The 20,228-nt window shown below is 73.9% G+C and carries 15 protein-coding genes and 1 pseudogene; 8 read left to right on the forward strand and 8 right to left on the reverse strand.

The window, feature by feature from the left end; genetic code table 11:
• Nucleotides 1–168: 168 nt before the first annotated feature.
• The 4 genes and pseudogenes from glgB to H6H00_RS14205 all read right to left on the reverse strand — a co-directional run.
• Nucleotides 169–2,349, reverse strand: a pseudogene (gene glgB, locus H6H00_RS14190) (1,4-alpha-glucan branching protein GlgB); the annotation flags it as partial.
• A gap of 292 nt (nt 2,350–2,641) precedes the next feature.
• Nucleotides 2,642–4,024: a maltokinase N-terminal cap-like domain-containing protein gene (locus H6H00_RS14195; RefSeq protein ID WP_255425750.1), complete on the reverse strand. Its 1,383-nt coding sequence runs from the start codon at nt 4,022–4,024 to the stop codon at nt 2,642–2,644.
• Entirely contained in the window at nt 4,021–5,748 is a 1,728-nt protein-coding gene (gene treS / locus H6H00_RS14200) for a maltose alpha-D-glucosyltransferase (RefSeq protein WP_185721717.1), read from the reverse strand. Before treS ends, H6H00_RS14195 begins: the two co-directional genes overlap by 4 nt.
• A gap of 64 nt (nt 5,749–5,812) precedes the next feature.
• The gene (locus tag H6H00_RS14205; RefSeq protein ID WP_185721718.1) at nt 5,813–7,783 is read right to left on the reverse strand and encodes an alpha-1,4-glucan--maltose-1-phosphate maltosyltransferase; all 1,971 of its coding nucleotides are present in this window, start codon (nt 7,781–7,783) and stop codon (nt 5,813–5,815) included.
• A gap of 174 nt (nt 7,784–7,957) precedes the next feature.
• Between H6H00_RS14205 and glgP the strand changes: the two genes are divergently transcribed.
• Complete coding sequence (gene glgP, locus H6H00_RS14210; RefSeq protein WP_185721719.1) at nt 7,958–10,489, forward strand: alpha-glucan family phosphorylase; 2,532 nt, start codon at nt 7,958–7,960, stop codon at nt 10,487–10,489.
• A gap of 85 nt (nt 10,490–10,574) precedes the next feature.
• Here the strand turns inward: glgP and H6H00_RS14215 are convergent, their stop codons facing one another.
• From H6H00_RS14215 to glgX, 3 genes are all read right to left on the reverse strand, one after another.
• A complete protein-coding gene (locus tag H6H00_RS14215; RefSeq protein ID WP_185721720.1) occupies nt 10,575–11,162 on the reverse strand; it encodes a LysM peptidoglycan-binding domain-containing protein in 588 nt (195 codons plus the stop codon).
• A 114-nt stretch (nt 11,163–11,276) separates the two neighbouring features.
• Nucleotides 11,277–11,498 (reverse strand): FmdB family zinc ribbon protein, encoded by a 222-nt coding sequence (locus H6H00_RS14220; protein ID WP_185721721.1) that lies wholly within the window; start codon nt 11,496–11,498, stop codon nt 11,277–11,279.
• A gap of 29 nt (nt 11,499–11,527) precedes the next feature.
• A complete protein-coding gene (glgX, locus tag H6H00_RS14225; RefSeq protein ID WP_185721722.1) occupies nt 11,528–13,534 on the reverse strand; it encodes a glycogen debranching protein GlgX in 2,007 nt (668 codons plus the stop codon).
• A gap of 111 nt (nt 13,535–13,645) precedes the next feature.
• Between glgX and H6H00_RS14230 the strand changes: the two genes are divergently transcribed.
• The 7 genes from H6H00_RS14230 (at nt 13,646) to H6H00_RS14260 (ending at nt 19,174) form a co-directional block, all read left to right on the forward strand.
• The gene (locus H6H00_RS14230; protein ID WP_185722444.1) at nt 13,646–14,410 is read left to right on the forward strand and encodes an ABC transporter ATP-binding protein; all 765 of its coding nucleotides are present in this window, start codon (nt 13,646–13,648) and stop codon (nt 14,408–14,410) included.
• Between the two features lie 28 nt (nt 14,411–14,438).
• Complete coding sequence (locus tag H6H00_RS14235) at nt 14,439–15,218, forward strand: enoyl-CoA hydratase/isomerase family protein (protein ID WP_185721723.1); 780 nt, start codon at nt 14,439–14,441, stop codon at nt 15,216–15,218.
• A gap of 66 nt (nt 15,219–15,284) precedes the next feature.
• Nucleotides 15,285–16,250: a class I SAM-dependent methyltransferase gene (locus H6H00_RS14240; protein ID WP_185721724.1), complete on the forward strand. Its 966-nt coding sequence runs from the start codon at nt 15,285–15,287 to the stop codon at nt 16,248–16,250.
• Between the two features lie 43 nt (nt 16,251–16,293).
• A complete protein-coding gene (locus H6H00_RS14245; RefSeq protein WP_185721725.1) occupies nt 16,294–16,746 on the forward strand; it encodes a hypothetical protein in 453 nt (150 codons plus the stop codon).
• The gene (macS, locus tag H6H00_RS14250; RefSeq protein WP_255425751.1) at nt 16,713–17,861 is read left to right on the forward strand and encodes a MacS family sensor histidine kinase; all 1,149 of its coding nucleotides are present in this window, start codon (nt 16,713–16,715) and stop codon (nt 17,859–17,861) included. Before H6H00_RS14245 ends, macS begins: the two co-directional genes overlap by 34 nt.
• The gene (locus tag H6H00_RS14255; RefSeq protein WP_185721726.1) at nt 17,858–18,508 is read left to right on the forward strand and encodes a response regulator; all 651 of its coding nucleotides are present in this window, start codon (nt 17,858–17,860) and stop codon (nt 18,506–18,508) included. Before macS ends, H6H00_RS14255 begins: the two co-directional genes overlap by 4 nt.
• A 72-nt stretch (nt 18,509–18,580) precedes the next feature.
• The gene (locus tag H6H00_RS14260) at nt 18,581–19,174 is read left to right on the forward strand and encodes a response regulator transcription factor (RefSeq protein ID WP_221775874.1); all 594 of its coding nucleotides are present in this window, start codon (nt 18,581–18,583) and stop codon (nt 19,172–19,174) included.
• Between the two features lie 12 nt (nt 19,175–19,186).
• Here H6H00_RS14260 and H6H00_RS14265 read toward each other — a convergent pair whose 3' ends face one another.
• Complete coding sequence (locus tag H6H00_RS14265; RefSeq protein WP_185721727.1) at nt 19,187–20,113, reverse strand: nucleoside hydrolase; 927 nt, start codon at nt 20,111–20,113, stop codon at nt 19,187–19,189.
• Nucleotides 20,114–20,228: the final 115 nt, after the last annotated feature.

Here is a 20,228-nt window from a genome sequence, read left to right on the forward strand (position 1 = left end):
GGTCGCACCCCCGGACCCGTCCCCGTCGGCGCCCGGCTCGGAGGAGACCGGCTCGGCGGAGACCGGCGCGGCGGTGACCGACCCAGCGACGACCGAGGCCGCCGGGGCCGCCGCGGCCGCCGGGGCCGCCGCCGCGATCTGCGACCGCCGCACGGCCCCCTCGAACGGCTCGGGGGCCAGCCACAGCACCCCGGACGGGGGCAGGCGGAGCAGCACCGACGCCGGGCGCCCGTGCCACACCATCTCGTCGGCCTCGACCGCACCGAGGTTGCCCACCCCGGACCCGCCGTACTGCTCGGCGTCGGTGTTGAGCACCTCGCGCCAGCGGCCCGCGAACGGCAGCCCGACGCGGTAGCCCTCGCGGGCGCCGCCGGAGAAGTTGGCGATGCACGCCAGCACCGTCGGCTTCCCCTCGGCGTCGACGCCGTGGCGCAGGAAGCTGAACACGTTGCCCGCGGTGTCGTTGGCGTCGATCCAGGAGAAGCCCTCCGGCGACACGTCCTTCGTCCACAGCGCCGGGTGGGCCCGGTAGGCGCGGTTGAGGTCGCCGACCATCGTCTTGATCCCGCCGTGCAGCGGGTCGGCGAGGGTCTCCCAGTCCAGCGAGCGCTGCTCGGACCACTCCCGCGGCTGCCCGAACTCGCTGCCCATGAACAGCAGCTGCTTGCCCGGGTGGGCCCACATGAACGCCAGCAGCGCGCGGATGTTGGCGGCCTTGTTCCACGGGTCGCCGGGCATCCGCTCCCACAGCGAGCCCTTGCCGTGCACGACCTCGTCGTGGCTGATCGGCAGCACGTAGTTCTCGCTGAACGCGTACATCAGCGAGAACGTCATCTGGTTGTGGTGGAAGCCCCGGTAGACGGGGTCGCGCCCGGTGTAGTCGAGCGTGTCGTGCATCCAGCCCATGTTCCACTTGAACCCGAAGCCCAGGCCGCCCAGGTGCGTGGGGCGCGTGACGCCGGGCCACGCCGTCGACTCCTCGGCGATCATCACGGTGCCGGGGTGCTCGCGGTAGACCGTGGCGTTGACCTCCTGCAGGAACGCCACCGCGTCGAGGTTCTCGCGGCCGCCGTGGATGTTGGGCAGCCACTGCCCGTCCTTGCGCGAGTAGTCGAGGTAGAGCATCGAGGCGACGGCGTCGACGCGCAGCCCGTCGATGTGGAAGGACTCCAGCCAGTACAGGGCGTTGGCGACGAGGAAGTTGCGCACCTCCTTGCGCCCGAAGTCGAACACGAGCGTGCCCCAGTCGGGCTGCTCGCCGCGGCGGGGGTCGGCGTGCTCGTAGAGCGGGCCGCCGTCGAACCTGGCGAGCGCCCACTCGTCGCGCGGGAAGTGCGCGGGCACCCAGTCGACGATGACGCCGTAGCCGGCCCGGTGCAGGTGGTCGACGAACCACCGGAAGTCGTCGGGGGTGCCGAACCGCGCGGTCGGCGCGTAGTAGCTGGTGACCTGGTAGCCCCACGACCCGCCGAACGGGTGCTCGGCCACCGGCAGCAGCTCGACGTGGGTGAACGCGGTCTCGTCGAGGTAGTCGACGAGCTGGCGCGCGGCCTCGCGGTAGTCCAGGCCCTGGCGCCACGAGCCGAGGTGCAGCTCGTAGACGCTCATCGGCTCGGCGTGCGCCTGCTTCTGCGCCCGCGCGGTCATCCAGTCGCCGTCGGCCCACTCGTGCGCGGCGACGTCGACGACCGACGCGGTGGCCGGGGCCAGCTCGGCCCGGAACGCCATCGGGTCGGCCTTGTCGCGCCAGCGCCCGTCCTGCCCGAGCACGCGGAACTTGTAGCGCGTCCCCGGCTCGATGCCGGGGACGAACAGCTCCCACACGCCGGAGCTGCCGAGCACCCGCATCGGGTGCGCCCAGCCGCTCCAGCCGTCGAAGTCGCCGGTGACCCGGACGCCCTGCGCGGACGGGGCCCACACGGCGAAGCTGGTGCCGGTGACGGGACCGGCCGGGGTGTCGTAGGAACGGACGTGCGCGCCGAGCACGTCCCAGAGCCGTTCGTGACGCCCCTCGCCGATGAGGTGCAGGTCCATCTCGCCCAGGGTGGGCAGCCAGCGATAGGGATCGTCCACGATGTCGACGCGCTCGCCGTAGCGCACGGCCAGCCGGTAGTCCGCCGCCGGGCCGGGCACGACGCCGGAGAACAGCCCCGCGTCGTGCACGCGCACGAGCGGGTGGCCGTCACCGCCCTCGTGCACCACGTGCACCTCGTCGGCGTGCGGCCGAAGGACGCGGACCACGGTGCCGTCGGGGTGCGGATGGGCACCCAGCACGGAGTGCGGGTCGTGGTGCGCCCCGCCGAGGACCCGGTCGACGGTGGCCGGGTCGGGGGGGCAGGCGTCGATCATCGGGTCGATCGTCTGGGTTCGGTTCTCCTCGCGATCCACCCGCGCACCCTATTGCCCCGCTCTCCGCGTCGCCGACCCTGGCGGCAACGATCGGGTTGCCGATGCGGTGCCAGCCCCTGATCGGAGTATGGCCCGGGTCCCCGCCGCGCGGAACCCTCGGCCGCCGGATCCGGGGACGTGCGTCGCCGTGGGCGCCCGGGCGAGGTCCCGCACGGCCGCGGGGAACGCCCGCAGGCCGGCCCGTCGCAGGCGGACCGCGGTCGCCGCGACGTCCGCGGGCGCGGGTACGCGGTCAGCGCACCGTCTCCTCCGAGGTCAGCCGGGCGATCGAGGCCAGCGGGATCGGGGCCCAGGCGGGGCGGCTGCGGGTCTCGTAGAGCAGCTCGTAGACGGCCTTGTCGAGCTCGAAGGCGCGCAGCAGCATGCGCTGCTCCCGCGGGTCGCTGCCGGCCCGCAGCGCGTAGCCGTCGCAGAACGCCGACCGGTTGCGCTCGGCCCACTCGTTGGCCCGCCAGACCAGCTGCGAGTCGTGGTCCGGTTCGGCGAACGACGCCGGCTCCCACTGCAGGATCTGGTGGAACGCCGCGTAGTCGAAGGAGCGGAGCATCCCGGCGACGTCGCGCAGGGGCGAGTCGGGCCGCACCCGCTCCTCCAGCGGGGCCGCGGGCTCGCCCTCGAAGTCGATGACCAGCCAGCCGTAGGGGGTGCGCAGGGTCTGGCCCAGGTGCAGGTCGCCGTGGACGCGCTGCGCGGGCAGCGGCGCGCCCAGCCCGGCGACGGCGTCGTAGGTGGCCCGGATCGCGTCGACGTGCGGCGCGAGCGCGGGCACCTCCGCCGTGGTGACGGCGAGGCGCTGGTGCCACACCGCGGCGAGCTCGCGGGCGTCGCGCTCGGAGGTGCCCAGCGCGCGGCGCAGCTCGTCGTGCACGACGCCGACGGTCTCGCCCAGCCGGGACGCCTCCCCGGCGAAGTCGCCGCCCACCTCGTCGGCGCGCAGGTCGCCCTCCGCGAGCAGGTCGCGCACGCTCGCCAGGGCCATCGCCCAGCCGTCGGCGGAGTTGGCCGCGAAGTCCTGCAGCATCCCCAGCGTGGCGGGTGCGCCGCCGAGGGTGCCCTCGATCGCGCCCTGCAGCGCGGCGACCTCGCGCGAGTCGACCGACCGCAGCGCGCGGTGCAGCTCCAGGTCGGGGTTGAGCCCGGGGACGACCCGGCGGAACACCTTGAGGATCGACCTGTCGCCCCACGCCACCGACGTGTTGGACTGCTCGATGCCCAGCACCCGCCCCGGCACGCCCTCGGCGATCTCCGCGCCCGGCTCCGGCACGAACGCGATGCCGTCGACCGTGCGCCCGCCGCGGATCGCCTCGATCAGCCACGCGGTGACGTCGACGTCGAACAGGGCGTCGTAGGCGACGAGGCCGTCGAGGTGCCCGATGACGACGTGCTCCAGGTCGGCCCGCGACTGCTCGCGACGGCCCAGGAGGAGCTGGTAGTGCTGCACGGGCGAGCCGTCGTCGAAGGAGACGGCGAGCAGCAGGTGGTCGACGTGCGGCTCCCCGCCGGTGAGCAGCGGGGTGCGCTCGGCGATCTCGACCGACCGGACGGGCCGGCCCTTCGCGGCGAACCAGCGCTGCTGGGGCAGCCAGACGGAGAGCAGGTCGGGGAGTTCGTTCACGCAGATTCCTCCGCCGGGGTGATCGAGAACCAGTAGAAGCCGTGCCCCGGCAGCGTCAGCAGGTAGGGGAGCTCTCCGATCCTCGGGAACGGGACGCCGCCGGTCAGTTCGTGGGGTGCGCAGCCCACCCAGGCCGAGAGGTCGAGCTCGACGGGCTGCGGGAAGCGGGACATGTTGTTGACGCAGAGCACGACGTCGTCGCCGTGCTCGCGGACGTAGGCGAGCACGGTCGGGTTGGTGCCGCCCAGCTCGTGGTACTCGCCGAGCCCGAACGCCTGGTGGCGCTTGCGGACCTCGATCATGTGCCGCGTCCAGTGCAGCAGCGACGTGGAGGAGTTGAGCTGCGCCTCGACGTTGACGGCCTGGTAGCCGTAGAGCGGGTCCATGATGATCGGCAGGTAGAGCCGGCCGGGATCGGACATGGAGAACCCGGCGTTGCGGTCGGGGCTCCACTGCATCGGGCTGCGCACCGCGTCGCGGTCGCCGAGCCAGATGTTGTCGCCCATGCCGATCTCGTCGCCGTAGTACAGGACGGGGGAGCCGGGCAGCGACATCAGCAGCGCCGTGAACAGCTCCAGCTGGTTGCGGTCGTTGTCGAGCAGCGGCGCCAGCCGTCGCCGGATGCCGATGTTGGCCTTCATCCGCGGGTCCTTGGCGTACTCCGCGTACATGTAGTCGCGTTCCTCGTCGGTGACCATCTCGAGGGTCAGCTCGTCGTGGTTGCGCAGGAAGATGCCCCACTGCGCGTTCGCCGGGATCGCGGGCGTCTGCGCGAGGATCTCCGAGATCGGGAACCGGTTCTCCCGGCGCACCGCCATGAAGATGCGGGGCATCAGCGGGAAGTGGAACGCCATGTGGCACTCGTCGCCGCCGACCTCGGGGTCGCCGAAGTACTCCACGACGTCCGAGGGCCACTGGTTGGCCTCGGCGAGCATGACCCGGCCGGGGTACTCGTCCTCCATCACCTTGCGGGCGCGCTTGAGGAACTGGTGGGTCTCCGGCAGGTTCTCGCAGTTGGTGCCGTCGCGGGCGTAGAGGTAGGGCACCGCGTCGAGGCGGAAGCCGTCGATGCCGATGTCGAGCCAGAAGCGCAGGACGTCGAGCATCGCGTCCTGGACCTCGGCGTTGTCGTAGTTGAGGTCGGGCTGGTGGGAGAAGAACCGGTGCCAGTAGAACTGCCCGCGCACCGGGTCGTAGGTCCAGTTCGACTGCTCGGTGTCGACGAAGATGATCCGCGCGTCGGGGTAGCGGGAGTCGTCGTCCTCCCACATGTAGTAGTCGCCGTAGGGCCCGTCGGGGTTGCGGCGCGACTCCTCGAACCAGGGGTGCTGGTCGGAGGTGTGGTTCATGACGAGGTCGGTGATCACGCGGATGCCGCGCTTGTGCGCCTCGTCGAGCAGGTAGACGAAGTCCTCGACGGTGCCGAACTCGGGCAGCACCTGACGGAAGTCGCGGATGTCGTACCCGCCGTCGCGCAGCGGGGAGTCGTAGAACGGGGGCAGCCACAGGCAGTCGACGCCCAGCCACTGGAGGTAGTCCAGCTTGGACGTCAGCCCGCGCAGGTCGCCCGTGCCGTCGCGGTTGGAGTCGCTGAACGCGCGGACCAGCACCTCGTAGAAGACCGCGCGTTTGTACCAGTCGTGGTCGACGTCGAGGGTGCGCGCATGTCCGTAGTCATCGGCGTCCTGCTCGACCACGACGCCCGGCTCGACCTTGTCACTCATCGGGCCCGAGGCTAATCGGACTCGCCCCGGTTCACAGCACGTGGGGCGAGACCGATTCAGATCCCTACCGCCGGACCCGCAGGATGTGCGCCACGTGGTGCCACGGCTGCAGGTCGACGTAGTTGAACTGGCCCCAGTCCCACGTCTCGCCGCTGACCTCGTCGTGCACGGTGAACCGGTCGTTCCAGCCCAGGCCGAGCGCCGGCATGTCGAGCGAGGTGGTGCCGGACTGGCCGTTGTAGGAGTCCAGCGTGCAGATCACCAGCACCGTGTCGCCGGTGGCCGGCTCGGTCTTGGAGTAGGCGATGATCTGCTCGTTGTCGACGTGGTGGAACGTGATGTTCCGCAGCTGCTGCAGCGCGGGGTGCGCCCGGCGGATCTCGTTGAGCCGGGTCAGGTACGGCTCCAGCGAGTTGCCCGCCGCCGCGGCGGCCTCGAAGTCGCGCGGGCGCAGCTCGTACTTCTCGGAGTTGTTGTACTCCTCGCTGCCCGGCTTGACCGGGTCGCCCTCGTAGAGCTCGAAGCCGGAGTAGACGCCCCACGTGGGGGACATCGTGGCCGCCAGCGTGGCCCGGATCGCGAACATGCCCGGCCCGCCGGTCTGCAGCGACTCGTGGAGGATGTCGGGGGTGTTGACGAACAGGTTCGGCCGGGCCTCGTCGGCCCGCTCGGCGTGCATGAGGGCGAACTCGGTGAGCTCCGCCTTCGTGGTGCGCCAGGTGAAGTAGGTGTAGCTCTGGGTGAAGCCCAGCCGGGCGAGGCCGAACAGCCGCGCGGGACGGGTGAACGCCTCGGCCAGGAACAGCACCTCGGGGTGGCGGGACTTGACCTGCCAGATCAGCCAGTGCCAGAAGTTCGGCGGCTTGGTGTGCGGGTTGTCGACGCGGAAGATCTTCACGCCGTGCTCGACCCAGTGCAGCACCACGCGCAGCGACTCGGCGTAGATGCCGGCCGGGTCGTTGTCGAAGTTGACCGGGTAGATGTCCTGGTACTTCTTGGGCGGGTTCTCCGCGTAGGCGATCGAGCCGTCGGGGCGGACGGTGAACCACTCCGGGTGCTCGGTGACCCACGGGTGGTCGGGCGCGCACTGCAGCGCGAAGTCGAGCGCGATCTCCATGCCGAGGTCGTTGGCGCGCTGCACGAACGCGTCGAAGTCCTCCAGCGTGCCCAGCTCGGGGTCGATGGCGTCGTGGCCGCCGTCGGCCGAGCCGATCGCCCACGGCGAGCCGACGTCGCCGGGCCCGGCGTTGACGTTGTTGTTGCGGCCCTTGCGGTGCTTCGTGCCGACCGGGTGGATCGGGGGCAGGTACACCACGTCGAAGCCCATCGCGGCGACGCGGTCGAGCGCCTTCGCGGAGGTGACGAACGAGCCGTGCACGGCGCGGCCGGTCTCGTCGCGGCCGCCGGTGGAGCGGGGGAAGAACTCGTACCAGGAGCCGTAGAGCGCGCGCTCGCGGTCGACGTAGACCTGCTGGGCGCGGCCGCGCGTGATGAGCTCGCGGACGGGGCGCTCGGTCATGATCTGCTGCACGGCCGGGAACAGGGCCGGTGCGACGCGGGCGTGCAGCGGCATCGCGGTGTCGCGCAGCGCGTTGGCGGCGCCGAAGAGGAGGTCGCGGTTGCCGCGCTCGGCGGGGCGGCGGCCCACGCGCTGCAGCAGGCGGGCGCCGATCTCGAGGTCGTTGGCCAGCTCGTCGGGGCTCTGCCCGGCCTCCATCTTCTTGGTGACGGCGTGGCGCCAGGTCGCCCACGGGTCGCTCCACGCGTCGACCCGGAACGTCCACATCCCCGGCTCGTCGGCGGCGACGGTGGCGGCGAAGGTGTCGCCGCCGACCCCGACCGGCTCCATGCGCACGTGGTGCGCGGTGCCCTTGCTGCCGACGCGCTTCCAGACGACGTTGGCGGCGACCGCGTCGTGGCCCTCGCGCCACACCGCTGCGGTGATCGGGACGACCTCCCCGACCACGGCCTTGGCGGCCTGGCGGCCCCCACTGACCGAGGGCGTGACGTCGTCGATACCGATTCGTCCGGTCATCTCGGCACACACCCCCACTGAGCAGCCGTCGCAAGAGTCACAACCGTACCTACCCCGTCCAGCCACGAGAGGAACGGGTCGGAACCGATTCCGGAAGGTTCACGTGATCGTCACCCGGGCTCGCGGAAGCGCTGCTTGAACGATCACGGGATCGGTTCCTCTATCCTGCCGCGCGTGAGAGCTCTCCGCCGTTTCACCGTGCGCGCCCAGCTGCCTCCCGCCCTCGCGCCCCTGCAGGCGCTGGCCACCAACCTGCGGTGGAGCTGGCATCCGCCCACCCAGGACCTGTTCGCCGCGCTCGACCCCGACGCGTGGGAACGGGCCGGGCACGACCCCGTCCGGCTGCTCGGCGAGATCCCGACCGAGCGCTTCGAGGTGCTCGCCAAGGACGCCGACACCGTCGTCACCGTCCGGGAGCTGGCCGACGACCTCGCGGCCTACCTCGACGGCCCGCGCTGGTACCAGTCCGAGCGCGAGGACGACGAGACGCTGCCCGAGGCCGTCGGCTACTTCTCGATGGAGTTCGGCGTCTCGGAGGTGCTGCCCAACTACTCCGGCGGCCTCGGCGTGCTGGCCGGCGACCACCTCAAGGCGGCATCGGACCTCGGGGTGCCGCTGATCGCCGTCGGCCTGCTGTACCGCTCGGGCTACTTCCGCCAGTCGCTGTCGCTCGACGGCTGGCAGCTCGAGCACTACCCGGCGCTGGACCCGCAGGGCCTGCCGCTGCAGCTCGTCACCGCCGCCGACGGCAGCCCGGTGCTCGTGACGATCGCGATGCCCGCGGGCCGCACGCTGCACGCGCGGATCTGGCAGGCGGCGGTCGGGCGGGTCCCGCTGCTGCTGCTCGACTCCGACATCGAGGAGAACGACCCCGATCTGCGCGGCGTGACCGACCGCCTCTACGGCGGCGACCAGGACCAGCGCATCCGCCAGGAGATACTGGTCGGCGTCGGTGGCGTGCGGGCCGTCCGCGCGTTCTGCGAGGTCACCGGCCACCCCCGGCCAGCGGTGTTCCACACCAACGAGGGGCACGCCGGGTTCCTCGGCCTGGAGCGCATCCGCGAGCTGCAGGACGCCCACGGCCTGTCGTTCGACGAGTCGCTCGCCGCCGTCCGCGCCGGCACCGTGTTCACCACGCACACCCCGGTGCCGGCGGGCATCGACCGCTTCCCCGTCGACATGGTGCGGCACTACTTCGGCGAGACGCTGCTGCCCGGCGTCCCGATGCAGCGGGTCCTCGCGCTCGGCGCCGAGGACAACCCGAACATGTTCAACATGGCGCACATGGGGCTGCGGCTCGCGCAGCGCGCCAACGGCGTCTCGCAGCTGCACGGCGCGGTGTCCCGCGGCATGTTCGGCGGGCTGTGGGAGGGCTTCGACGCCGACGAGGTGCCGATCGGCTCGGTCACCAACGGCGTGCACGGCGCCACCTGGGAGGCCAGGGAGATCACCGAGCTGATCGGCACGCCCGACGCCCCGGCCGCCGAGGTCTCCGACGGCGAGCTGTGGGACCTGCGCACCGCGCTGCGCGCCCGGCTCGTCGCGGAGGTGCGCCGCCGGGTCCGCAAGGCGTGGCTGGAGCGCGGCGCGTCGCTGCCGGAGCTGGGCTGGACCGAGCACGTCTTCGACGAGAACGTGCTCACCGTCGGCTTCGCCCGCCGCGTGCCCACCTACAAGCGGCTCACGCTCATGCTGCGCGACAAGGACCGGCTGCGCGACCTGCTCCTGGACCCGCACCGCCCGGTGCAGCTCGTCGTCGCGGGCAAGAGCCACCCCGCCGACGACGGCGGCAAGGCGCTGATCCAGGAGATCGTGCGGTTCGCCGACGACCCCGCGGTGCGCCACCGCATCACGTTCCTGCCCGACTACGACATGTCGATGGCCCGCTACCTCTACTGGGGCTGCGACGTCTGGCTGAACAACCCGCTGCGCCCGCTGGAGGCGTGCGGGACCTCCGGCATGAAGTCGGCGCTCAACGGCGGGCTCAACCTGTCGATCCGCGACGGCTGGTGGGACGAGTTCTACGACGGCGCCAACGGCTGGGCGATCCCCACCGCCGACGGCATCGAGGACCCGACCCGTCGCGACGACCTCGAGGCCAACGCGCTCTACGAGCTGCTGGCCACGCAGGTCGGGCCGGCGTTCTACGACCGCACCGACGGCGTGCCGCCGCGCTGGGTCGAGCTGGTGCGCCACACGCTGACGACGCTGCGCCCGCAGGTGCAGGCCGCGCGGATGGTGCAGGAGTACACCGAGACGCTCTACGCCCCGGCCGCCCGCGCCGCGGCGGGGATCGTCGCCGACTCCTTCGGGCCCGCGCGCGAGCTGGCCGCCTACCGGCAGCGGCTCGGGGACGCCTGGAACCGGGTGCAGGTCGTGGGCGTCGACGCGTCCGGGCTCCCGGACACCCCCGTCGTCGGGGCGCCGATGACGGTGCGCGCGGTGGTGGAGCTGGCCGGGCTGGACCCGGCCGACGTCGTCGTCGAGGCGGTGGTGGGGCCGGTCGACGAGACCGACCAGCTCGACTCGCGCAAGCGCACGGCGGCGATGAAGCACGTCGGGCCCGCGGACGGGGCGGGGCAGCGGTTCGAGGCCGTCGTCCCCCTGCCGCACGCGGGGCTGACCGGCTACACGGTCCGCGTGCTGCCGTCGCACCCGCTGCTCGCCTCGCCGGCGGAGCTCGGCAAGGTGGTGCTGGCGGGCTGAGCACCACCCCGGGATTGCAGCAAGGCCACCTTCCCGCAACGAGAGTGCGGGAAGGTGGCCTTGCTGCGACGAGGGGGCGGGCCGCTCAGGGGATGAGCAGGTCCTGGCCCGGGTGGATCAGGTCGGGGTTCGCGATGTTGTTGGCCTGCGCGATGCGCGGGTACTCGCTCGCCTTGCCGTAGAACTCCTTGGCGATCTTGGACAGCGTGTCGCCGCGCTGCACGGTGTAGCGGCGCTCGGCGGGCGCCGGCGGGGCCGCGGCCGCGGCGGCGGCCGCCTCGGCCTCGGCGCGGCCCTTCGCCTCGGCGGCGTCCAGGGCGGCCTTGTCGGCCTCGCTGATGTAGGAGTTCGGCGACCAGGCCACCGACCGGTCGGCCTTGTAGATCACCAGGTTGCGGTCGTCCTGCAGCTCCAGCACGCCGCCGGGGGCGTCGGTGTCGGAGGCCCACACCACGCCGTTGTCGGCGGTGTAGAGCACGAAGTTGCCGTCGGCCTGGAAGTCGGCGCGCGCGGCGCCCTTGCCCGCGGTGCCGGAGTCCCAGGCGACCGTGCCCGAGGAGTCGGTCAGGGTCAGGTTGCCGTCGGCCTGCAGGGCCAGGCTGTAGCGGCCGTTCGCCGAGGTGATGCCCGCCTGGCCCGCGGCGAGGCTGCTTCCGCCGGTGAGAGTGCTCACGAAGTGTCCTCTGCTCGTCCCGGAGTCCCGCCCACGCCCGCGTCTGGACGCGGGCCGCTCCGGCCGCGGGCAGAGTAGTGGGGCCCCCGGCCCCGGGTGATCACGGGTCAGGGCTCAGCCGCAGCAGCCGCCCCCGCAGCACCCGCCCCCGCCGCCGCCCGTGCGGGCGGGCACGCGCGGGGCGCCGCTGCGGCCGCCGACGGCCACCGTCGTGAGCAGCTTGACGGTGTCGGCGTGGCCCGCCGGGCACGCCGCCGGGTCGCCGGACTCGCTCATCGGGCGGGTGACCACGAAGGTGTCGGCACACTCGCGGCAGCGGAAGTCGTAGCGCGGCATGGCGGGAGGATACCGCCCCGCGGCCCTCCTCAGGGGGTCCGCAGGAGCAGCAGGGAGCGCGGCGGCTGGGTGATCGTCGCACCGCCCGGCACCGGCCGGACGCTCGCGGGCGCGCCGTCGGGCCGGGTCGAGTCGAGCTCGGGGACGTACGGGCCGCCGTCGGGCAGCGTCACCGCGAGCGCTTCCCACCCGGCGTGCAGGAGCAGCAGCCACTCCCCGCGCAGCAGGCCGAGGCTGTGCAGCCCGCCGTCGTGCCAGTCGTGCCCGCGCAGCCGACGCCCGGCCGGGTGCCACCACAGCACCTCGCCGTCGCGGTAGAAGCTGTCGCGGTGCAGCGCGGGGGAGCTGCGCCGGATCGCGGTGACGCGCGCGACGAACGCGGTGAGCGCGTCGGCGTCGGCGCCGACGCCCCAGTCGACCCAGGACGTGGGGCCGTCGAGGCAGTAGGCGTTGTTGTTGCCGCCCTGGGTGCGCCAGAGCTCGTCGCCGCCGAGCAGCATGGGCGTGCCGGTCGAGAGCAGGGTCGTGGCGAGCAGCGCCCTGGCCGCCGACCGGCGCCGCTCCGCGATCACCGGCGACGTCGTCGGGCCCTCGACGCCGAAGTTCTGCGACCGGTTGTCGTCGGTGCCGTCGCGGTTGCCCTCGCCGTTCTCCTCGTTGTGCTTGTGGTGGTAGGACACCAGGTCGCGCAGGGTGAAGCCGTCGTGGGCGGTGACGAAGTTGACCGACGCCCACGGCCGGCGCCCGTTGGCGGCGTAGAGGTCGGAGCTGCCGGTCAACCGGGACGCCACCTCCCCGATGCCGCCGTGGCCGCGCCAGAAGTCGCGCACGGCGTCGCGGAAGCGCCCGTTCCACTCCGACCACGCCACGCCGAACCCGCCGACGCGGTAGCCCTCGCCGGTCGCGTCCCACGGCTCGGCGATCAGCTTGACCCGCGACAGGACCGGGTCGACGGCGATCGCGGTCAGCAGCGGGGCGTGCGGGTCGAACGCGCCCGACCGCGGCCGTCCGAGCACCGAGGCGAGGTCGATCCGGAACCCGTCGACGCCGAACGTCGTCACCCAGTGCCGCATGGCGTCGCAGACCAGCCGGATGACGGTGGGGGAGCCCGCGTCGAGGGTGTTGCCGGTGCCGGTGATGTCGGCGTCGTGGCCGTTGCCGCCGAGGGAGTAGTACGCGGGGGCGTCGAGGCCGCGGTAGGACAGCGTCGTGCCGCCGACCCCGCCCTCCGCGGTGTGGTTGGGGACGATGTCGAGGATCACCTCGATGCCCGCGGCGTGCAGCGCGCCGACCATCGTCGCGAACTCCTCGACCTCCCGCCCCGGCACGCTCGCGTACCCGGCGTGCGGGGCGAGGAAGCCGAGCGTCGCGTAGCCCCAGTAGTTGGGCAGCCCCCGCTCCAGCAGCGGCGGCTCGTCGGCGATGGACGTGACCGGCAGCAGCTCGACGGCCGTGACGCCGATCCGCGTGAGGTGCGCGACCACCGCAGGGTGGGCGAGGCCGAGGTAGGTGCCGCGGTGCTCCGGGGGGACGTCGGGGTGGCACTTCGTGTAGCCGCGGACGTGCAGCTCGGTGATCACCGTCTCCGACCACGGGACGTCCGGGCGCGGGTGCGCCGGCGAGCCGTCCGGCCCGCTGACCACCGACAGCGGCACGTGCCCCAGCGAGTCGCGCTCGTTGAGCGCCCCGGTCATCGGGTCGTCGACCCAGCCGCGCGCGGCGCCCAGGTCGGTGACGCGACCGGTGATCCGCCGGGCGTAGGGGTCGACGAGGATCTTCGCCGGGTTCGCCCGCAGGCCCTGCCACGGCCGGTAGGGCCCGTGCACGCGGTAGCCGTAGCGCTGCCCCGCGACGACGCCGGGGACGTGCCCGTGCCAGACGCCGAACGTGCGCTCGGTCAGCTCGACCCGCCGTTCGGTCGGCGCGTCGTCGGGCCCGTCGACCAGGCAGACCTCGACGGAGTCGGCACTCGTGGAGGCGACGGCGAACCGCACCCCGGCGTCGTCGACATGGGAACCCAGGGGGAAGACCGGCACGACGGGTCAGGATAGAGGGCACCTGGAGGGCGGGGCCGCACGATCGGCGAGGATGGCACCGTGGCTGCTCCCGGATCGCCCGCGCCCGACCTGACCGACCTCGTCGTCCGGATGGACGGCGTGTCCGTCCGCCGCGGCCCGGCCACGCTGGTCCGCGACGTCGACTGGCGCGTCGAGCTCGACGAGCGCTGGGTCGTGCTGGGCCCCAACGGCGCGGGCAAGACCACCCTGATGCGCCTCGCCGCGGCCGAGCTGCACCCGACCGTCGGCACCGTGCACGTGCTGGGGGAGCGGATCGGGCGGGTCAACCTCGCCGAGCTGCGCACCCGGATCGGCCTGACCTCGGCCGCGCTCGGCCTGCGCATCCCCAACGACGAGACGGTGCGCGACGTCGTCGTCAGCGCCGGCTACGGGGTGCTCGGCCGCTGGCGCGAGGACTACGAGAGCGCCGACACCGACCGCGCCGACCACCTCCTCGACGCCCTCGGCGTCCGCGCGCTCGCCGAGCGCACCTACGGCACGCTGAGCGAGGGCGAGCGCAAGCGCACCCTGATCGCCCGCGCGCTGATGACCGACCCGGAGCTGCTGCTGCTCGACGAGCCCGCCGCCGGCCTCGACCTCGGCGGCCGCGAGGACCTCGTCTCCCGGCTCACGGCGCTCGCCGCCGACCCCGACGCGCCCGCGTCGATCCTGGTCACCCACCACGTCGAGGAGATCCCGGTCGGGTACAGCCACGGGCTGCTGCTGCGCGACGGCGCCGTGGTCGCGGCGGGCCTGCTCGACGACGTGCTCACCGACGACAACCTCACCGCGACCTTCGGTCTGCCGCTCGGCGTGCTGCGCCGCCGCGGGCGGTACACGGCGTGGCTGCGCTGAACCCGGGTGCTGATCTAGGGTCCGGTCCGTGACCGAATTCGTGAAGCTCGAGGTCGAGGGTGGGGTCGGGACGATCCGGCTGGACCGCCCGCCGATGAACGCGATCAGCCGCCAGGTGCAGGAGGAGCTGCTCGCCGTCTCCGCCGAGGCCGCGCAGCGCGCGGACGTGCGCGCGGTGGTGCTCTACGGCGGGGAGAAGGTGCTCGCGGCGGGCGCCGACGTCAAGGAGATGGCGAACATGAGCTACGCCGACATGTCGGCGGTCGCCCGCCGGCTCTCGGCCGGCTTCGGCGCCCTCTCGACGATCCCGAAGCCGACGGTCGCGGCGATCACCGGCTACGCGCTCGGCGGCGGCCTGGAGGTCGCACTCGGCTGCGACCGGCGCGTCTGCGGCGACAACGCCAAGCTCGGACAGCCCGAGATCCTGCTCGGGATCATCCCCGGCGGTGGCGGCACGCAGCGCCTCACCCGCCTGATCGGCGCCCCGAAGGCCAAGGACCTGATCTTCACCGGCCGCATGGTGAAGGCGCAGGAGGCCCTGGAGATCGGGCTGGTCGACGAGGTCGTGCCGGCCGACGAGGTCTACGCCGCCGCCCGTCGCTGGGCCGAGCAGTTCGTCAACGCCCCGGCCGTGGCGCTGGCCGCAGCGAAGAAGGCCATCGACGGCGGCCTGGACACCGACCTGCGCACCGGGCTCGACCTGGAGGCCGAGGTGTTCGCCGCCCTGTTCGCCACGGACGACCGGAAGATCGGCATGGACTCCTTCGTGGCCAACGGCCCGGGCAAGGCGGAGTTCACCGGTCGCTGACGCGGCCGCCGCGCGCACCCCGCGTCGCCGCGGCGTGCGCGCGGCCGCTCTGGAATGCTGTTACCCATGAGTACGGACCCGGCCCCGAACCCGCACGCCACCGCCGAGCAGGTGGAGGCGGCGCGGCACGACGCCAAGCTCGCGAACGTGCTCTACCACGACTGGGAGGCCGGCTCCTACGACGAGAAGTGGTCGATCTCCTACGACGAGCGCTGCATCACCTACGCCGCCGACCGCTTCCGGCTCGTGGCCGGGGACACCGGGTGGCCGTACGGGCGGGCGTTGGAGCTGGGCAGCGGCACCGGGTTCTTCCTGCTCAACCTCATGCAGGCCGGGGTCGCGACGCGGGGGTCGGTCACCGACCTGTCGCCCGGGATGGTCGGGGCCGCGCTGCGCAACGCCGAGCACCTGGGCCTCGACGTCGACGGGCGGGTCGCCGACGCCGAGCGCATCCCCTACGACGACGCCACCTTCGACCTCGTCGTCGGGCACGCGGTGCTGCACCACATCCCCGACGTCGAGCTCGCGCTGCGCGAGGTGCTGCGGGTGCTCAAGCCGGGCGGGCGGTTCGTGTTCGCGGGCGAGCCGACGCGGATCGGCGACGCGTACGCCCGCCGGCTCGGGGCGCTCACCTGGAAGGCCACCACGACGCTGACGAAGCTGCCCCCGCTGCAGGGGTGGCGGCGGCCGCAGACCGAGCTCGACGAGTCGTCGCGGGCCGCGGCGCTCGAGGCCGTCGTCGACATCCACGTGTTCGACCCCGCCGAGCTGGAGGACACCGCACGGCGCGCCGGGGCGATGGACGCGCGGGTCGTCACCGAGGAGTTCAGCGCGGCGATGCTGGGCTGGCCGGTGCGCACGTTCGAGGCCGCGGTGCCCCCCGGGAAGCTCGGGATGCGCTGGGCGATGTTCGCCTACCGCAGCTGGCAGCGGCTGTCCTGGCTCGACGAGAACGTGCTGTCCCGGGTCGTGCCGCGCGCGTGGTTCTACAACGCGCTGGTGACCGGGATCAAGGGCGGGCCGGTCGGGTAGTCCTACGGATCCCGGCCACCGGCGCGGACGCGAGGATGGCGGCATGACCGCACTGCGCAGGCGCCTCCCCGTGCTCGTGGGCGCCGTCAGCGCGGCCCTCGCCGTGGTGCTGGCCGTCGCGGCCGGCCTGCTCGCCGCCCAGTCCGCGCCGACCGAGACCCTCGCCCAGGCGCGCACGCACCTGACCGGGCTCGTGCTCGGCGTCGGCGGGGCGGGGGAGCCAGTCGTCGCCGAGGGGGCCGCGTGCCCGTGGCTGGGGATCGGGCCGGCCAGCCGCCAGGTGCGCCCGCGGGTGGAGCTGCACGTGCCGGGCGACCCCTCCGCCGTCCTCGACGCGGCGGCGCGGGCGGGCGAGGTCGTCGAGCGCGGCGCGGCGGGGGTCGAGGTCCGGGCCGCGGGTGGCTACGTTCTCACCGTCCGGTCGTCGCAGGGGGGCGAGGTCGTGCTGGTGGGGGAGTCGCCGTGCGTGTGGCCGGGCGGGACGCGCACGCCGTGAACGAGGCCGAGCGCCCGCTGGAGCCGCTCTGGCGCGGGTTGCTGTTCTACCGCGTGCTGACGCTGGTCAGCACCACCGTCGTCGTGCTCGTGACGCTCGACGACTTCGCGTCCCCGGCCGGTGCCGTCGCGGTGCAGGCGGGGATGGCCGCGTGGACCGCGTTCCTCGCCCGCGGCTACTTCGGCGGGCGGCCGCGGCGGCGGCTCGCGCTCGTCGACCTGGTCGTCACCTGCGGGGTGATCGCGACGACGCCGCTGGTGCAGTCGGCCGCCCAGATCGCCGCGGACGCCCCCGTCTCCGGCTCGATCTGGACGCCGTGCGCGGTGCTCGCGTGCGCGCTGGCCTCCGGGCTGCGCGGCGGCCTCGGCGGCGCGGTGGTGCTGTGCTCGGTGCTGCTGGCGGTGTCGGCGCGCTGGCAGGACGAGGTCGGCGACATCCAGCTCATCGTGCTCGTCGCGGCGAGCATCGGGTTCGCCTCGACGGTGCTGCGCCGCCAGGCCGAGCGGCTGCGCGTCGCGGTGGCCTCGCAGGCCGCGATGGCCGAGCGCGAGCGCCTCGCCCGCGCCGTCCACGACGGGGTGCTGCAGGTGCTCGGCTACGTCCACCGGCGCGGCGCGGCCATGGGCGGCGACGCCGGGACGCTCGCGGTGCTGGCCGGGGAGCAGGAGGTCGCGCTGCGGACGCTGCTCACCACCGGCGGCGCCCCGACCGACGACCACGGCGACCGCGACCTCGCCGACGCCGTGCGCATGCTGGGGTCCGCCCGCGTCAGCGTCTCCACCCCCGCCTACGCGATCCGGATGCCGGCGCGCGTCGTCGAGGAGCTGGTGGCCGTCGTCGGGGCGGCGCTGGCGAACGTGGCGCTGCACGTCGGCCCGGACGCGCCCGCGTGGGTGCTCGTCGAGGACCTGGGCGACGCGGTCGAGGTCAGCGTGCGCGACGAGGGCCCCGGCATCCCCGACGGGCGGCTCGCGGCGGCGGCGGAGCAGGGGCGCCTCGGGGTGTCGCGGTCGATGGTCGGCCGCGTGCGCGACCTGGGGGGCACGATCACGTGCGAGACCGGGCCCGGCCGGGGCACCGAGTGGATCGTCCGGATGGCGAGGGAGAACGCATGACCGACGAGATCACCGTGATGGTCGTCGACGACCACCCGATCTGGCGCGAGGGCGTGGCCCGCGACCTCACCGAGCGCGGGCTGCAGGTCGTCGCCACCGCCCCCGACGCGGCGGCGGCCGTCCGGATCGCGCTGGCCACGCGCCCGCAGGTGGTGCTGATGGACCTCAACCTCGGCGCCACCTCCGGCGTCGAGGCCATCGAGGGGATCCTCGCGAAGCTGCCGGGGACCCGCGTGCTCGTGCTCTCGCAGAGCGGCGAGCAGGCCGACGTCCTCGAGGCGGTGAAGGCGGGGGCGACGGGCTACCTGGTGAAGTCGGCGGGGGTCGAGGAGCTGCTGGCCGCGGTGCGGCGCACGGCGGCCGGGTTCCCGGTGTTCACGCCGGGGCTGGCCGGGCTGGTGCTGGGGGAGTACCGGCGCCTCGCCGGCGAGCCCGCGGCCGAGGAGGCCCCGGTGCTGACCGAGCGCGAGACCGAGGTGCTGCGGCTGGTCGCGAAGGGCCTCACCGCCAAGCAGATCGGGGAGCGGCTCGTCGTCTCGCACCGCACGGTGGAGAGCCACGTGCAGAACACCCTGCGCAAGCTCCAGCTGCACAACCGCGTGCAGCTCGTGCGCTACGCGATCGACCAGGGGCTGGCCGACGACTGAGCCCCACCTCCCGGACGGGTGACCGGCCCGTCGGGAGGTCCGGCGTCGTGTCCGGGATGCCATGATCGGACCATGATCGGGCGGATGGCCGTGTCCGCCGTGCTGCTGCACGGCCACGCCCGCGCCGAGGGGCTGCGCGCCGAGGGGATCGCGGTGCTCGGCGTCGTCGACGCGGTGGCCGACGCGCTGGCCCTGCGCCCCGACGTGCTCGTCGTCGACCTGACCGGGCCCGACGCGCTCGCCGACATCGCGGCGGCCAGCGACGACGGCGCCGCCGTGCTGGCCGTGTCGGGCTCCGGGGAGCACACGGAGGTGCTCGCCGCGGTGCGGGCGGGCGCGACCGGGTACGTCGTCGACGGCGGCCGCCCGTGGGACGTCGCCGACGCCGTGGCGCGCCTGGCCGCGGGCGAGCCCGCGTACGGTCCGGGGCTCGCGGCGACCGTGCTGGAGGCGAGCGGCGGCGCGGCCCCCGACGTGCGGCTGACCGGGCGCGAGTCCGACGTGCTGCGGCTGGTCGTGGAGGGTCTGACGGCCCGCCAGGTCGCCACCCGGCTCGGCCTCTCGCCCCGGACGGTGGAGAACCACGTGCAGCACCTGCTGCGCAAGCTGCCGGTGAGCAACCGGGCCGCCCTCGTCCGGTACGCGATCGAGCACGGCCTGGCCTGAGCGGCGCGGCCGTCAGCCGAGCCGGCCCACCCGCTCCAGGACGTCGGCGAGCACCGCGTCGAACTCGGCGTCCAGCGCCACCCGCACGGCGGGCCCCTCGCCCCCGGGGACGGTCGCGCCGCGGGCGGGGCCGAGGTCGCAGGCCACCTGCACCGGCATCCCCTCGGGCCGCAGGGTGCCGGGCCGGATCGCCTCCAGCACCGCGACGGCGTCGTGCAGCGCCACCGCGTCGACGCCGTAGCGGGTGCGGAAGGCCGCCCGGTAGTGCCCGACGACCTCCGCCAGCCGGTGCCCGCGGGAGCCGCCCGCGTCGAGGGCGGCGACCCAGTCCGGCCCGGCCGTGCAGCGGTGCGTCAGGTCCAGCGGGACCATCGTGACCGGCACGTCGGCCTGGGTCAGCACGCGGTGCGCGGCCTCGGGGTCGCAGTGCGCGTTGAACTCCGCGGCCCCGGTGACGTTGCCCGCGCCCAGCGAGCCGCCCATCCACACGATCCGCCCGATCCGCGGCACCAGCTCGGGGTGCACGGCGAGCAGCAGCGCGACGTTGGTGAGCGGGCCGATCGGGGCGATCGTGACGGGCTCGGCCGCGTCCCGCAGCACCCCGGCCATCACGGCGACGGCGCCGCGCGGGTCGGGCTCCGCCGCGGGGTCGGGCAGGGCCGACGCGTGGCCGCCGAGGCCGTCGCCGCCGTGCCACTGCTCGGCGCGCTCGGCCCGGTCGTGCACCAGCGGCCGGGCGGCCCCCGCCGCGACCGGGACGTCGGGGCGACCGGCGAGCGCGAGCACCCGCCCCGCGTTGCGCGTGGTCTGCGTCAGCGCGACGTTGCCGAAGACGGTGGTGACGGCGCGCAGGTCCACCTCGGGCGAGGCCACGGCCAGCATCAGCGCGATGGCGTCGTCGACCCCGGGGTCGGTGTCGATGATCAACGGGATCGGCATGGCGTCAGCGTAGGGGGGTTTCCCGGCCGTAACCGTCCGTTAACCGCCTGGCGCCGTCGGGGTTCCTAGATTCACCGGGTCGACGGCCGTCCCCCGCTCGCCGTCACCCGATGTC

It is taken from the genome of Pseudonocardia petroleophila, from assembly GCF_014235185.1.
GTDB lineage: Bacteria > Actinomycetota > Actinomycetes > Mycobacteriales > Pseudonocardiaceae > Pseudonocardia > Pseudonocardia petroleophila.

What these genes read in the sequence shown, in the direction of transcription:
- treS (WP_185721717.1), bottom strand. Translation starts at nt 5,748, where the DNA reads ATGAGTGACAAGGTCGAGCCGGGCGTCGTGGTCGAGCAGGACGCCGAT.
- H6H00_RS14205 (WP_185721718.1), bottom strand. Translation starts at nt 7,783, where the DNA reads ATGACCGGACGAATCGGTATCGACGACGTCACGCCCTCGGTCAGTGGG.
- H6H00_RS14220 (WP_185721721.1), bottom strand. Translation starts at nt 11,498, where the DNA reads ATGCCGCGCTACGACTTCCGCTGCCGCGAGTGTGCCGACACCTTCGTG.
- H6H00_RS14230 (WP_185722444.1), top strand. Translation starts at nt 13,646, where the DNA reads ATGGACGGCGTGTCCGTCCGCCGCGGCCCGGCCACGCTGGTCCGCGAC.
- H6H00_RS14240 (WP_185721724.1), top strand. Translation starts at nt 15,285, where the DNA reads ATGAGTACGGACCCGGCCCCGAACCCGCACGCCACCGCCGAGCAGGTG.
- H6H00_RS14245 (WP_185721725.1), top strand. Translation starts at nt 16,294, where the DNA reads ATGACCGCACTGCGCAGGCGCCTCCCCGTGCTCGTGGGCGCCGTCAGC.
- H6H00_RS14255 (WP_185721726.1), top strand. Translation starts at nt 17,858, where the DNA reads ATGACCGACGAGATCACCGTGATGGTCGTCGACGACCACCCGATCTGG.
- H6H00_RS14260 (WP_221775874.1), top strand. Translation starts at nt 18,581, where the DNA reads ATGATCGGGCGGATGGCCGTGTCCGCCGTGCTGCTGCACGGCCACGCC.
- H6H00_RS14265 (WP_185721727.1), bottom strand. Translation starts at nt 20,113, where the DNA reads ATGCCGATCCCGTTGATCATCGACACCGACCCCGGGGTCGACGACGCC.